General features: G+C 50.2%; 13 protein-coding genes. 3 read left to right on the top strand and 10 right to left on the bottom strand.

Going from position 1 to position 13950, the window contains the following annotated elements:
- Positions 1–200 precede the first annotated feature (200 nt).
- The 4 genes from HY774_28930 to HY774_28915 all read right to left on the bottom strand — a co-directional run bounded on the left by HY774_28930 (position 201) and on the right by HY774_28915 (position 3453).
- Positions 201–884, bottom strand: coding sequence for a Uma2 family endonuclease (locus HY774_28930; protein ID MBI4752536.1), 684 nt, complete (start codon positions 882–884; stop codon positions 201–203).
- A 76-nt stretch (positions 885–960) separates the two neighbouring features.
- The gene (locus HY774_28925) at positions 961–1776 is read right to left on the bottom strand and encodes a menaquinone biosynthesis protein (GenBank protein ID MBI4752535.1); all 816 of its coding nucleotides are present in this window, start codon (positions 1774–1776) and stop codon (positions 961–963) included.
- A gap of 125 nt (positions 1777–1901) precedes the next feature.
- Positions 1902–2882 carry a porphobilinogen synthase gene (gene hemB, locus HY774_28920; GenBank protein ID MBI4752534.1) on the bottom strand — a complete coding sequence of 327 codons (981 nt, stop codon included), beginning with the start codon at positions 2880–2882 and terminating at the stop codon, positions 1902–1904.
- 97 nt (positions 2883–2979) lie between these two features.
- Positions 2980–3453 carry a hypothetical protein gene (locus tag HY774_28915; GenBank protein ID MBI4752533.1) on the bottom strand — a complete coding sequence of 158 codons (474 nt, stop codon included), beginning with the start codon at positions 3451–3453 and terminating at the stop codon, positions 2980–2982.
- A 400-nt stretch (positions 3454–3853) separates the two neighbouring features.
- Between HY774_28915 and HY774_28910 the strand changes: the two genes are divergently transcribed.
- The gene (locus HY774_28910; protein MBI4752532.1) at positions 3854–4396 is read left to right on the top strand and encodes a hypothetical protein; all 543 of its coding nucleotides are present in this window, start codon (positions 3854–3856) and stop codon (positions 4394–4396) included.
- A 107-nt stretch (positions 4397–4503) separates the two neighbouring features.
- The gene (locus HY774_28905) at positions 4504–6210 is read left to right on the top strand and encodes a hypothetical protein (GenBank protein MBI4752531.1); all 1707 of its coding nucleotides are present in this window, start codon (positions 4504–4506) and stop codon (positions 6208–6210) included.
- A gap of 201 nt (positions 6211–6411) precedes the next feature.
- Here HY774_28905 and HY774_28900 read toward each other — a convergent pair whose 3' ends face one another.
- A complete protein-coding gene (locus HY774_28900; protein ID MBI4752530.1) occupies positions 6412–7092 on the bottom strand; it encodes a protein-L-isoaspartate(D-aspartate) O-methyltransferase in 681 nt (226 codons plus the stop codon).
- 140 nt (positions 7093–7232) lie between these two features.
- On the bottom strand, positions 7233–7901 hold the full coding sequence (locus tag HY774_28895; protein ID MBI4752529.1) for a cyclic nucleotide-binding domain-containing protein: 669 nt from the start codon (positions 7899–7901) through the stop codon (positions 7233–7235).
- A gap of 565 nt (positions 7902–8466) precedes the next feature.
- Between HY774_28895 and HY774_28890 the strand changes: the two genes are divergently transcribed.
- Positions 8467–10125, top strand: coding sequence for an FHA domain-containing protein (locus HY774_28890; GenBank protein ID MBI4752528.1), 1659 nt, complete (start codon positions 8467–8469; stop codon positions 10123–10125).
- Positions 10126–10232: 107 nt separating this feature from the next.
- On the opposite strand, the gene HY774_28885 is transcribed toward HY774_28890, so the two are convergent.
- From HY774_28885 to HY774_28870, 4 genes are all read right to left on the bottom strand, one after another.
- Positions 10233–10508, bottom strand: a complete 276-nt coding sequence (locus tag HY774_28885; protein MBI4752527.1) for a hypothetical protein — start codon at positions 10506–10508, stop codon at positions 10233–10235.
- Between the two features lie 80 nt (positions 10509–10588).
- A complete protein-coding gene (locus HY774_28880; protein MBI4752526.1) occupies positions 10589–10831 on the bottom strand; it encodes a hypothetical protein in 243 nt (80 codons plus the stop codon).
- Positions 10803–13232, bottom strand: a complete 2430-nt coding sequence (locus tag HY774_28875) for a right-handed parallel beta-helix repeat-containing protein (protein ID MBI4752525.1) — start codon at positions 13230–13232, stop codon at positions 10803–10805. The genes HY774_28880 and HY774_28875 overlap by 29 nt, the downstream gene beginning before the upstream one ends.
- Positions 13233–13502: 270 nt before the next feature.
- On the bottom strand, positions 13503–13950 hold a 448-nt coding region (locus tag HY774_28870), incomplete at its 5' end, for a hypothetical protein (protein MBI4752524.1).

The following is a 13950-nucleotide window of genomic DNA, read 5'->3' as shown; positions in this document are numbered from 1 at the left end:
CTGGATGCCTCGATCATTCTTTTTTCTGTATTTGTCCTCAAAGGCGTGGTTTTGAGAAACTATCGAAAAAACCCACTCCGCTGTATTTTCAATAAGTTACAGAAGAAACCTGCTGCTTAAATTGGTAAAACACGAGAGAATGAAGAAAAGATTTTAAAATGAATAGCTTCCAAAAGTTGATCTTATTTTAGAGAGATGGTTCAGGATTTGATTGAAATCAAATTTCGCTCCAGTTGCTTTACAAACGCCTGGTGGGAATCAGACCCGATTCCTTCCTGAGATATGGTCAAAACCGTGGTAAGGTCTCGCCGGATGAAAGCTGATACTGCCAGGCGCAGACCAGGAAAGAGATGGCTTTCAATAACTCCCGCACTATCAGGCTCAAGGCGTTGAAACTGGTTGTCTACTCGTTGAAACCAGTCAATGACGCCATCCCGAACTCTCCAGACAATGTATTCCCGCACCCCATGGTTGCAATAGAGTCTGAATTTTTCGTGTAAATCATAAGACGCGCTACTGGCGGCAACTTCAAAAATCAATTCAGGTGCTCCAACCACAAAATCATCATCGCTCACACTGCTTTTCCCACCATACTCGGCTTGAACTCTCAACAAGGCATCAGGTTGAACTTCTGTTTCTTCGTCCAACCGGACCGAAGTGTTGTCACCCACACCGACGCCTGGCGTGAATGTTTCGTAATGGGTCAGCCACAACATCACCGCCGAATGGGGTTTTCCATGGCTCTCATACCGGACTGGTGACGGCATAAACACAACTCCTTGAATGAGTTCCGCCTTTTTTAATTCGGGCATGGCCCAAAATCGGCGTTCAAATTCCTCACGCGACAAATGATCGCCATTTTCAAGCGGTGGTGTCACGGGCATTCTTGCAATTGTTTCCAGGGTGGAAGGGTTATGATGTTCCTTATCTATACTCATAATTCATAATTCATAATTGAAATCAGGCCCACCGAATCGGCTGGGCCGTTTCGATCAGTTCGTATTTGGCGGCAAGTTCATAATAGCGGCGCAATCCGGCCAGGTTTTCCTCATCCAGGGTGTAGCAAATATTGTTGGTCAGGTAATCCACCAGGTCGCTTTCCGGTAAATTCAACATCTGGCTATATTTAGCGGCGAGTTCAGCCTTGTGGCGGAGTCCTTCGTCACGAGCGGCGGCAAAGTCAACGGCAGAACAGACTTTCTCCACGGCTGATGTTTCAACCGCCCACACGGCGAATACAAACGGCAAGCCGGTAAACGTGCGCCATTCCTGAGCCAGGTCATAGACATACAGCCCTGTCCGATCAAACGTCATGGCCGGGTCGCCAATAAGTACCGCTGCATCATTTTGACTCAGCATCTCGCCCAAGTTCGGCGCGGCGGATGAGTATTGAGGCTGGTGTCCATAAAACTCACGAAACAGAATCCGAATAAGCGAAACCGATGTTCGTGAGGAGGTATCGAGCGCCACGCTCCGCACTTCCGAGACTGGCACCTGCGATGCGAGCACGACGCTTCGAACCTGTTGTTTTGAAGAAACAGTAACCTCCGGAATCACTCGCAACCCTGGAATCCGCTGATATTCAATCGCTGGGATGAGGGCCGCCTCGACCCGACCAGTCCGCAGCATTTCAGCACACCGTGCCGGTGCCGCGTCTGGGAACAACCGGCATTTGTCCTGCTGTTCGCCGTGGAGAAAACTGTAAATCAATAGCGCCGAATTCAGGTAGTCCGAGGCCGCAATCCGTGGGAGTCGTTCTGGTAAATCACTCAACATAAGAATAAAGAAATGAAGAATGAAGAAAGTGGTTAGTGGTTAGTGGTTAGTGGTTAGAAATCAATACTTTCGAAGAAGAACCAAGAACCAAGAACTAAGAACTAATCACTAACCACTAATCACTCTTAATTCAAGAGTTGGGCGGCTTCTTTCGAAAAGTAAGTAAAGATGACGTCAGCCCCAGCGCGTTTAATGGCCGTCAGGATTTCCAGCATGCAGCGTTGGCCGTCAATCCAGCCCCGCTCATCCGCCGCTTTGACCATGGCGTATTCGCCGCTGACCTGATAGGCCGTCACCGGGACATCAACCGCACCCCGCACCAGCCGAATCACATCGAGATAGGCCAGCGCCGGTTTGACCATAACCATATCGGCACCCTCGGCAATGTCGAGCCGAACTTCACGCAGGGCTTCGCGGGCATTGGCCGGATCCATCTGGTAGGTTTTCTTGTCGCCAAATTTTGGGGCGGAATCCAGCGCATCGCGGAACGGGCCATAAAAGGCCGAAGCGTACTTGACGGCATACGACATGATGCCGACATTGATAAATCCTTCTTGATCAAGGGCTTGACGAATTGCTCCGATGCGACCATCCATCATATCCGATGGGGCCACAAAGTCCGCTCCGGCGCGTGCCTGGGCGACGGCCATTTGGGCCAGGACTTCGAGGGTTTCGTCGTTGACGATTTCACCCCGCTCATTGACGATGCCATCGTGTCCATCTGAAGAATAAGGATCCAGCGCCACATCAGTAAAAATCATCAAATCGGGGACGCTTTCCTTGACGGCCTGAATCGAACGGGCAAACAAACCATCCGGATTGACACTTTCCGTGCCGCGCTTATCTTTTTTGGAATCCGGAAGCGCCGGAAAGAGCGCGACACCGGGAATGCCAAGCGCTGCCAGTTCCTTGCACTCAGCAACCAGCAAATCAATCGTCAGGCGATAACATCCGGGCATGGATGAAATTGGAATGCGGGTGTCAGTACCGTCCATGACAAACAGTGGGGCGACAAAATCGGAAGGCGTGATCGCCGTTTCGCGAACCATGCGCCGGATGGCATCCGTGCGGCGGTTGCGTCGCGGACGTTCGATCAAGTGGGCCATAACATGCTCCTGAAATGAAGTGGGTTTCCTGGAATCAGCGAGGGAACTTCCAACTCTATCTGAAAGTGTCCGGCTCTGCCACAATTTCGCGCCTGTTTCAGACTGATGGATGAAAAACGTGCCACATGGCTTCGGCATGGCGAGCCTGGACTTCATAAGGAATCGCCAGATATGCCTGATGACGGGTATGGGCGCTCAGCACCCACCAGAGGCCAGACCGGGTCAGGTTGCGCAGGTACGCACCAACATAGGTCACCAAAAAGGGAAGCATTCCATCCCGGCGGTATTGCCAGACGTGGGTGGCTTCGTGAACCACCAGCGGTCCCAGGGTTTCAAGCACCCTTTCAGTTGTCTGTGATTGCCGAAAAATCCGAGGCCGTAAAAAAATAAAGCGACCAAAGGTGATGCCATCCGCTCTGGTAACCCAGGTCAAATACCACGCCAACCAGCCGCCTGAAACGACAATCGAGGGCAATGCTTGCTGGCCGGGCTGACGTAATTCTGGGAAACAGGCGTCGAGATGGCTGTCAATGATTCTCAGAGAGGTGGAATCGAGGGTGAACTGGTGCATGGTGGGATGGAAACTCCAATTGAAAAGCAAAGCGGCGTCAAGTGGGCCGCACTCCAAATTTGCCGAAAGACACAGACATTTCCAACTTAATTCAGTTAAGATGTGTCCAAGTCAAAGTTCTCAAATAAACTATCAATCACAATCCCACTTAATCCTATAGTTCTTCAGAAAAAGATTTCTGGTTGGGAGCGCGGGTGTCTCGCCCGCAACTCGTTTGTTATCAATAGATTTAGTGCGGACGGGACGCCCGCGCCCCCAGGAAATATTTATCTGAAAAGCTATAACTGGTTGTTTGGTTCCCTGGAAAAATGGTTTCCGGTGAAGCCAGAGTGTCAACCTTACCTGTAGCTTTCTGGATTCGTTGGATTTTCATCTTTTGAATTTTTTGGAGATTATCCCCATGCAAGCAAAGTTTTCCCGTTTGGCAGTGCTGTTGTTGGTTTGTGTCATCGGCTTTGGTTCGATCAATAGCCTGGCTGGGAGCGGGCAAATCCAGTTTAAGCGCCCAAAAGACGCTGACCCGTTGCTGGAAAACCCGCAAACGTTTGGCAAATCCCGTGAAGAAATGATGGATTTGATCAAACAGACCCTCAAGGATATGGAAATCCCGCTGGATGAAAAACGCACCACCGAGCAAACGGGGATGCTCTATACCAGGCCGGTCATCTTTACTAAAGGCGGCCCATCTGGTGAAAATCTTGAGTTTGTTTCGCGGCGACCAGGGGGACAACTGCGCAACTGGACACGGGGGCGCTATACACTCCAAATCGAAGTGGCACCGGTTGACCCGCAACGAATCAAACTTTTTGTATTTGCTCAAATCGAAGGTGAATACCAGGATGACGCCCTGGGTGCCAAGTGGGTTGCATGTCCTTCGCGAGGTGTCATCGAAAGCAATACCCTCCAGGCATTTAAAGACCGTATGGGCGAACAGCAGCCGTAACTTCCATTCGTACAATCGTTTGATAGAGATTTAGTTTTTTTCGAAGAGAAAGGCGGCACTGCCTTGGGCCTCGATCAGATTGGGCAAAGACCAGTGCTGAGGAGCACATGAACGCATATTTTATGACGAATCTGGCATTGGTCAGTGGTTGGGTGTGGGGAAGCCTGGTGGCAGTGGTGATTGTCACCTTTTTTGTTTTGATGGTGGTGGCGCTCCGCCGGGCATTTCGCAATGTAGATCAAATCGAAGGGCTCGACACGCACGCCGGCAGTCCATTGAGTTTACGCAGTAGTCCTTCGCTCCCAGCCACAACTGGAGACACGCTTCCATTAACCTCAGAAGGGCCATCCCCAGAAGACCTGGTGCCGATTACGGATGAAATTCCGATTCCAAAAATTCAACCAGTTTTGAATCAATCGCCGCAACCCGTATCGCTTTCGGAAGCTGAAACCATGCCCGCTTCCGCCGAGCCAATGGCCTATGTTCCGACGGCACCAGTCCCGGTTGGATTTCACAATCTCCCAACCACCACGGCGGATATGGCAACACCACTCACGGAGCCACTCTCGGCTGGATACACCACTGGATCGCTTGAAGAAGACGTCGAAACCACCGAAGAAAACGTCATCGAAGTACAACCCCGAGCCCCCAACAGCCTTCTGGCCCAGCAAATCGCCCAGCAAATTGCTGAACGCCGCGCCAAACTTGCCGGTCAGGAAGTCGGGGCCTCACCAACTGTAAACCTTGAAAAATCAACCTCACGGGCCACTGAAGGACTCAAGATTGAAAGTGAAACCCAGCCGTTGATGTCCCATGGACCGATTGTTTTTCCACCTGAATCACCACTGCCGTCAACGGCGCCGCCCAAATTGGAAAAACTCCCATCGGCGTCACCGCGCAAGCTTCTGGACCTTCCCGAACGGTTGCCGTCAAACGCCCGCAAAACATTACAGCCACCGCCAACCGCGCCAATTTCCCAACCTCGGCCAACAGCACCTCAATCAACACCACTTCCGGCGCCAATTGCTCAGGCACTCAGCGCTCCCAGCCAGAACCTGGCCGCCGCACCAGCCGAAGCCTCCTATGTAACTTCGGGAATGTCGCCGACATTACCAGCACCAATGCCTCCACCCATGTCGCCGACCTTGCCGATGACGGCCCCCATTGCAAATGGCCGAAACGGAGCCCCGGTTGATGTCAGGCCGCCAACTTTTTTGAATTCTGAGGAGCTTTATGGACGTAGCAACATTAAAGAAGAACGCCGCTGGGCAATGTACATTCTTCTTTGGGTTGTTGGCCTCGTGGGAATCGGATTAGTGGTATTTCACCCACCGATTCGCAATACGCTTCTGCCGGCGAACGTTGCCGCGATGGTTCAGAAAATCCCCATCTTGTTAAAACGAGAATCGCCACCCCCACCTCCGGTGCCTCCGACATTACTAGAATTTCACCAGTTTGCACCGGGGTTGAAACCCACGGCTGTCAAAGAAGTCAACACCGTGGTTGTCGGCGGAACGGTCAAAAACATTTCGTCCGCGCCATTACGCAATATCCGGGCTGAAATCCAACTTGTCAAGCGCACCACTGAAGACACACCACCTGAAATTCGTCAGATTGGCGTGGTTCCAGTTGAACTGATGCCGGGTGCTGAAGGCCGCTATATTCTTGAGTTTCTGAACAAGGATTACCAGTCCTGGAAATTGAACCGGCTGGTGTTAGAGGATGGAAGCGAAGCAAAAAGCAAGGAACTGGACCGGGTTGCTGTTCCAGTTGAACTCACAACCCCTGTGAAGGATGACAAGGTGACAAAATGACAAAATGACAAGGTGACATCTGACAGAATGATTTATTGTCACCCAGTCACCTTGTCACCTTGTCACCTTGTCACCTTGTCATCTTGTCATCTTGTCACCTTGTCACCTTGTCACCTTGTCACCTTGTCACTTTGTCACCCAGTCACCTGGTCACCCAATCACCTTGTCACCTTGTCACTTTGTCACCCAGTCATCTTGTCATTACTCCGGATGGCCATGGCGACCAATGAGCGGCACAAATTTGACGCCGCCGTGGTCTTCCTGCCGGAAGCCATCTGGGGTTCGGGTCACGCGAATCAACCGCTGAACGTTGTCATCTCCGACTGGTAAAACCAGGTGGCCACCTTCCACAAGTTGATCCATCAGGGGTTGGGGGATTTCCGGCCCAGCGGCTGCCACCAGAATGCCATCATATGGCGCAAACTGGCTCCATCCGACCGTCCCATCAAAACATTTCACCGCGGCATTATAGATTCCAAGTTTTTGCAATCTTGACTGAGCAAGTCGAGCAAGGGCTGCAATTCGTTCAATGGAAAAGACTTTTCCAACCACCAGGCTCAAAATGGCGGTTTGATAGCCTGACCCGGCGCCGATTTCAAGCACGCGTTTGGCAGGCGATGGCTCCAGAAGCTCGGTCATTCGAGCTACAATGTAGGGTTGGGAGATGGTCTGGCCGGCCAGGATCGGCAATGCATGATCTCCGTAACTTTCGGCTGATAGTGCTGGGTCTAAAAACAGTTCCCTCGGAATTGTTCCCATGGCTTTGAGAACCGCTTCGTTGGAAATGCCGCGTTCGCGCAGGAGCACCACCATTCGCTCGCGCGCTCGAGCAAATCGAACATCGGCGATAAATTCTTTTTTGATTGGAAAATCAGAAGCCATGAGTGTTTTTCACAGAGTAATTGGGAATGAAGAATGAAGAAAACTCGGGTTCCGGGTTCGAAAGAATTATCCGCTCAACTCCTAGCCCGAATTCTTCAGCCCCGAGCTTGCGAGTCTTCAGCCCTGGTTCTGGCCCCGCATTATCGTTCGAGCCAGTCATCCCGCTGGCGTTCGGCTTTGAGAAAATCTTCAATCTGTGGCACCAGGGTTTGTTCTTTTTCCGTGAGCATTTCTTTGATCATGGTCGAGGCTCGATCAACCATTTCACTCTGGCTTGAACTCCCAGCCAGATAGCTATTGCTGAGTTCGCTCAGGTTGTCACGCATGGAGCACATAAAGCGGAAGGTCCGCATAAAGGCATCCCAGGTTCGGATTGAATCAAGCTGCTTGGCTGATTGTGCAATGCCTTTGAGTAAATCTCCCATCGCGGCTTGAATCACCGGGTAGCTTTTGTTAGCGGAAACAATCAGGATGCAGTGTTTGCCCATCTGGCCAATCAGAGTGTTGAAAATCATCGGGGTGATGGTTGGATCGCCCGAATCAAAAAGCTGTTTGACCAGCGTGGCGGAATACTCAGTCACGATGGTGTTGTCTTCGAGGGCATACACGGTTGCTGTTCGGCGCGGAGACTGGCCTTCAAGGGTCAGGATGGCGGTTTCTCCCAAAATCATTTTGGGGGCGATCAACCCAATAAGCCCTTTTTCCCCGCGAACTCCAAGTTTTCCCTGGTCCAACACGGCAATATTGCGGGCCGGGTCGCCAGCTTCCCACAGTAACGCGTCTTTTGAGAGCATCAACTTTCGATTCATGTGGTTTTCAACACCCGATTTCCACACAGGGCTGGAAATTTGAGGTGTTTCCTCCTTTTTGGGTCAAAATAAAAGAATGCAGATTGAGAGTCGTTTGCGATTGTCTCTCGGGTGCCCGATTTTGACAGCCGACGTTGAGCGTGATTTTGATGAGGTGGAAAGAATAAATAACTGTGGTTTTTGGAGCTTTTCTATCTGCTTGAACACAAATACTATATCCAGACTGTTTGAAGTGGTGCAAGGGAATTCATTTTTCTTTCCCTGACCAGTTCTGGTTGAGGTGCCATTCAAATCAGGTTGACTTCGATTCAGACACAGTGTATCCAGGCATTTCCCGATTTCCTGTGCCTGATTCCTGCCCGTTCAGCCAGAAAGCGAATAGCAAGTGGCGAGGAGCCAACCAAGACTGCTTGAATTTACGGTTGAATCCCTGGGTATTTCAGAGCAAAAGATTTAACTGTCTTCACCCAAAAAGCTTTTCTGACTACTCGCTACTCGCTACTCGCTCTTGTTTGCTACTTCGCGACTTCACGACTTCGCTCGTTTGCTTTTCCAGGACCTCACAATGCCTTATTTGATTCTCAACCCCGGTGCGGCAGACAATAAAATCTTTACTATCAAGGAAGGAAACAACTTTCTTGGGCGTGCACGTGAGAATGATATTGTGGTACTCCATCCGAGTTTATCGCGCCAGCATGCCCGCATTGACCTGATTGGTGACCACGCGGCGATTATGGACTTGCAGAGCCGCAACGGCACGTTTGTCAACGGGTCAAAAATCCAGCAGTGTGAGTTGCATGACAGAGATCAAATCCGATGTGGAGATGCCGCGCTGATATTTGTGCAAGGGTTGATGAATTTTGCACAGCAGGACCACAACATCGTGAAGCAGATGTCGCCTGATGCCACCCGGATCATCATGAAAGACCTGCTGTTTGAGGAAACCGCTAAAATTCAGGCCGGCGCTTTGAAAATTCGAACTGAGGTCAGTGAGGACCGGGCCCGCGACAAACTGCAAATTCTGCTCAAAGTCAGCGAACTGCTTTCTTCGCCTGAAGATATTGACCGACTCCTGAATAAAATCCTTGATCTGCTGTTTCAAATTATGGATGTGGACCGGGCCGCCCTGTTGCTAGTGGACGATGATACGGGCGACCTCGAACTCAAAGCGATCAAAGTCACTGCGCGTGAGACCACCCAGTTTTACAGTCGGTTTATCCTCAATTATGTACTCGAACATGGCGTCGGCGTGCTGTCATCAGATGCCCGACTTGATCCACGCTTTGAAAAAGCCCATTCGATTGTGCAGCAGTCAATCCGGTCGTTGATTTGTGTGCCGCTCAAGCCCCGCGATAAAGTAACCGGGGTGCTTTACGTAGACAATCTGTCTACCTCAAATTTATACACCGAAGAAGAGCTTGAGTTTCTGACCGGGTTTGCTACCCAGGCGGCAATTGCGATTGATAATTCCAAATTGTACAAACGGATTGAATCCGAAGCCGTGCTGCGCAACAACTTTATGCGGTTTTTCCCACCCAAGGTTGTGCAGGAAATTGCGCATGCCCAGCACTTGATTTTAGGAGCGATTGAAACCGAGATCACCGCCTTATTTTCTGACATCAGTAGCTTTACCGAGATGTCAGCTCGCATGGAACCGCGTGAAATTGTTGACTTGCTCAATGCCTATTTCCCACACATGGCCGAAATTGTCTTCCGCTATGACGGCACGCTTGAAAAATACATTGGCGATGCGTTGATGGCGATTTGGGGAGCGCCATTTCAACATCCGGATGATCCCTCACGCGCTGTTCGGGCAGCGATTGAAATGCAGTATGCCGTGAAGCGGTTTAATGCCGAATGGGGAACCCCACGCGGGATGGAGATTCAAATCCACATTGGGCTCAACACGGGCAAGGTTGCTGCCGGCAATATCGGCTCCAAAGACTATATTCAGTATGCCACTATCGGCGACACGACCAACGTTACCAGTCGCATTTGCGGCGTCGCTCAAAGTCACGAAATCATGATTTCAGAAAGCACCCGCCTCAAACTCAACGACCCATTGATTCCGCTTGAAAAAATTGATCCGGTCAAAGTCAAAGGCAAAGACGAGCCGCTGCAACTGTACCGGGTATTGTGGGAAGAAGTCAGTCTTGAAATGTTGGAAGAGCATCTGGGACAAACCCGGCAAGCTGATGATAGTTCAGGGTTTTCGAAAGGATGATGACAAGGGAAGAGGGGGTGAAAAAATCATCCTGTCACCTTGTCACCCTGTCATCTGTCACTTTGTTATCTTCTTGGGGTTTCTTTTCCAGAAATTTCATAACCAGATTATTCACCCACCTCTTTGTTCCTGGCTCTTCTCAATGCTTCGTCAGCTTTTGATTCAACTCGATAAATAACATCTTTCAAATCCTGAACCATCTCACGCATGAGCCTTCTATCGGCATCTGCCGTTTCCATTCCCCGTCGTGACAGTTCAATCAGGCTCGCAATATCTGCTGACATTCTGGCCTGCGATTCCTTCAGCAAATCAATATCCACGCTGAACCTGGCTTGCTGATTGAGAATGAACTCCATGGTTCGTTCCATTTCTTCGTGAGTCATTTTGCTTTCTCCACAAATAACAATTATCTCATTGAGCACTTCGCACACGATACTCTCGCCCAATTTTGACCGCAACCGATTTACTTGACGACAAAGGAATTGCTGACAGCTTCCCCAGAGTTGGTTGCCGCGTCACGGGCGATGATTTTGACCCGGGCGACTTTGGTTTTTGGAAACGAAGCAGGAACAGTCCAGGCGAATTGTTGTTGAGTGCCAGCCAGTCCGGTCACAACCGTGGTTGAGAACGTCGTTCCATCCGTGGCATAGAGCACATCGTGGCTCACCACGGCAGTGTTATCGGTTGAGCGCCAGGAAATGGTCACGTTCGGGTCTTTCTTGCGTTTGACTTTGGCTTTGGAGAGGGTGACTTGGGAAACCGTGGGCTTGACTGAATCTGGCGGCGGCGGAGCAACCACCGAAAAAGTGCCGGATTGGCCATTGCCGACATTGCAGGCGGCATCCGTCGCCGAAATGGTGAGCTGAGCCTGGGAATAGACATCGTTTTCGGCGGAGTGTGAAGCTGGTGGCCGTTCCGGGCAGACCAGCCGCGAGAGTTTCTTCAAACGGAGTGCCGTTGCGAGTCGCGTTGAGTTTGATCCAGTGGCCAGTCACTCCAACATTGTCAGAAGATTGCCAGATAACGGCAACCTGGGCATTGGGACGGGATTCAACCACCAGCCCGGTGGCTGGAGAGGTTACCGTTACGGTCGGCACTACCTGATCGTCCGGCGGAGGCACATTCGTGATTGGAATGGCTGACGAGACTTCAGAAGTTTCACTGGTTGCTCCGGAGATAAGTGCCGCCGCGAGCGTGGTTTTCCCATTTCCGACCGAAGCGGGAAGGCTCAGGGTAAACCGGCTGGTCTGGCCCGCGGCAATCGGGAGCTGAGCAAGTGGCATCCCCTGGCTGTAAACTTCAAGCATCCCAGGTTCGACCGCGCTGCCTTCAATCAAAATCGTCCCATCCGTTTGCCTGATGGCCGACGTCAGGCGCGGCGTGGGGAGGAGTTCGTTGGTTTCGCGTGGTTGGCGTGAAGTGGCAGTATTAGGCTGCCATAACCCGTCACTAACGGTTTTGGCGTCTTCAACCAGCGCAATCAATGGGTTGGAGACAGTGGTGAAGGTATTTTGCTGAATATTGACATTGCGGGTTTCGTAGGTTCGTTTCCGAAGATTCCCGTGGTAGCCGATTTGAACATCAAAGGGAACTTCGCTCACGGTGACACCGCTTCGGCAGTTTTCTAGTTGGTTGCCGACAACTTCAGTTCTGAAACGAGTCCCAACGATTTGAACGCCAAAATTGGTGTTGAAAATGCGGTTATTGGCGACACGGGTGGTTTGAGTGGTGGTGGTCCCAGCCCAGTTCTGGACTTTGATCCCGCCGAGTTTGAAATTGCCGACGATGTTGTCTTCAATGATGTCGTTTTGAGCACCGGAAATGCCGATGGCAAACGCGCCGTTGTCCTGATTCAAGGTTGGGACATTGTCAGGAGGCACAACCGGGGCGATATTTTCACCATTGACCCCAACTCCAACCCGATTCCGCCGGATGATGTTCCCACCTGACGCATCCTGGTCGAAATGGTTGAATGATCCAATCCCGCCACTCTGGGAACCGGCAATGATGTTGTCCTCAAAAATATTCTCTCGCGAACCATTCCGAAAGGTGATGGCGGTTGGGGCAGTCCCACCAGAAACACCAGTAAAAGATCGAAAGTTTTGAAGTCGTTTTGTGCCCGATTTATTGGTTCCAATATAGTTTCCTCGAATAGTATTTCCAATTGCGGTGCTAGGATTATTCGTGCCAAAAAAATAGATTGGAAAACTCAAGTAGGTTATCAGATTGTTTTCGATCAAGTTGTTTCTTGTTCCCTGATCAAAAGTAATTGCCCAATCTCCCCATTCACTGAATACGGATTCTCCATCAGAGTTTAATCCAATCCAACAGTCTGTAATCTTGTTTCCCGAAGCATACCCATTTCCAGTACCACTTGTGTGACCAATTCCTATGGCTCCAAGTGCTTGTCTGGCTTGTTCTCTTGGCGAATTAAAGTTGAATCCGCGGACCCAAGTTTGTGAGGTACTAAACAAATACCAGATTGAACTGATAAACAGGCTACCCTGATCAGTTGAGAGAGAGCCTTTAGTAGTTGTTCCACTCAAGATCATGATTTCAGGACCATTAGGGTTCGTTTCTCCTCCAAATCTGGCTTGTGAAAAACCATCAATTAGCGTTCGACTGGCTCGGACATAGAGAATTGATCTCATTTCAATGGTCCAGACACCGGTTTGAGGGTTGTAGTTGCCTACATCAGGTCTGAGCTTAAACACAATCCGACTGCCATTCATGGTTTCGGCTTTGGCTATTGCCTCACGTAAACTTCCAGGTCCAATGTCCTCGGTATTAGTTACCTCAATTTCTGGGAAAGCGTTGTACTCTGTTTCTGAGAGGAAGGGAGCAATTGTGCCTGTGGCAGGTTGTTGTAAGATGGAATGGTTGTTTAATGTGTGATGAAACTCTTGTACTTTGTTTCTAACAACTTCCCGACGTGCTGGAAAGCTTCCCCAAAGCTGATGGTATTGACAGAATGTAGCAAACCCAAGCTGGTCAATTTCAGCTTCATTCAACCCAGATAATTCAGCCTGCTGCAACAAGTCTTCCATTGAATTCCATTGATGAGGATTGGGATCATCCTGAGGTACCTGGTTGGCAGCTATCTCCATTTTGGTTCCACCAGAGAATAAGCCGATAAGAATGAGAAAACAGAGACCGAATTTTAGAAGGTGTTGAAAATGAGATGACAACATAAAACAGGCTCACTTTAGGATAGCTATAGCAGCTTTTGATGTGGTGGGATTGAAAAAACGTGATCAGGGTAAGTCAGATTGACTTACCCTGTTGGGTGCTTGGTGTTTAATTCTTGGTACTTGGTGCTTAGCTCTTAGGAAAAAATTCCTTCGAAGAACCAAGAACCAAAAGCTAGGTGTTAACTTTCACTGTCCGCGCTTGCGGGTCAGCATACTGCTCCATTCCCGGTACATTGGAAATCTTGGTTCAAATGCTCCAACCTTAATTTTGAGGTTCCGGGTTGGTGAACCGCCTGGAATATCTTCGTAAACAATGTATCCGTCGGTTCCGTCGCTTCCATACTCACCAATTCCAACCCAGTCATTGTCTCCAAACCCAGGAAGAACAAAAGGACAGTCTTCACCAGTGATATCTTCACAAATCGAATGATAGCTCATCGAATATATTGCTTGATTAAATTTCTCATCATCCTTTTCATTGAGTGCATTGGCGGCGGCTGAAGCTGTTCCTCCGGCAGAAAATGTCCCAGTCAGCACCCCTCCACACGCGTTGACGACGACTTCCTCATTTCCCTGTTTTTCAACATACCATGGACCACAGTCACCTTTTCGTGGCGGTGGAGCCGGTTTTCCT

This window comes from Acidobacteriota bacterium, from assembly GCA_016208495.1.
Taxonomy (GTDB): Bacteria; Acidobacteriota; Blastocatellia; order Chloracidobacteriales; family Chloracidobacteriaceae; genus JACQXX01.
This window is presented reverse-complemented; position numbering and strand designations above follow the sequence as displayed.

Coding starts and splice junctions, on each gene's coding strand:
- HY774_28930 (MBI4752536.1), bottom strand. CDS start 884: ATGCCCGTGACACCACCGCTTGAAAATGGCGATCATTTGTCGCGTGAG.
- HY774_28895 (MBI4752529.1), bottom strand. CDS start 7,901: ATGAATCGAAAGTTGATGCTCTCAAAAGACGCGTTACTGTGGGAAGCT.
- HY774_28905 (MBI4752531.1), top strand. CDS start 4,504: ATGAACGCATATTTTATGACGAATCTGGCATTGGTCAGTGGTTGGGTG.
- HY774_28925 (MBI4752535.1), bottom strand. CDS start 1,776: ATGTTGAGTGATTTACCAGAACGACTCCCACGGATTGCGGCCTCGGAC.
- HY774_28900 (MBI4752530.1), bottom strand. CDS start 7,092: ATGGCTTCTGATTTTCCAATCAAAAAAGAATTTATCGCCGATGTTCGA.
- HY774_28910 (MBI4752532.1), top strand. CDS start 3,854: ATGCAAGCAAAGTTTTCCCGTTTGGCAGTGCTGTTGTTGGTTTGTGTC.
- hemB (MBI4752534.1), bottom strand. CDS start 2,882: ATGGCCCACTTGATCGAACGTCCGCGACGCAACCGCCGCACGGATGCC.
- HY774_28885 (MBI4752527.1), bottom strand. CDS start 10,508: ATGACTCACGAAGAAATGGAACGAACCATGGAGTTCATTCTCAATCAG.
- HY774_28915 (MBI4752533.1), bottom strand. CDS start 3,453: ATGCACCAGTTCACCCTCGATTCCACCTCTCTGAGAATCATTGACAGC.
- HY774_28890 (MBI4752528.1), top strand. CDS start 8,467: ATGCCTTATTTGATTCTCAACCCCGGTGCGGCAGACAATAAAATCTTT.
- HY774_28875 (MBI4752525.1), bottom strand. CDS start 13,232: ATGGAGATAGCTGCCAACCAGGTACCTCAGGATGATCCCAATCCTCAT.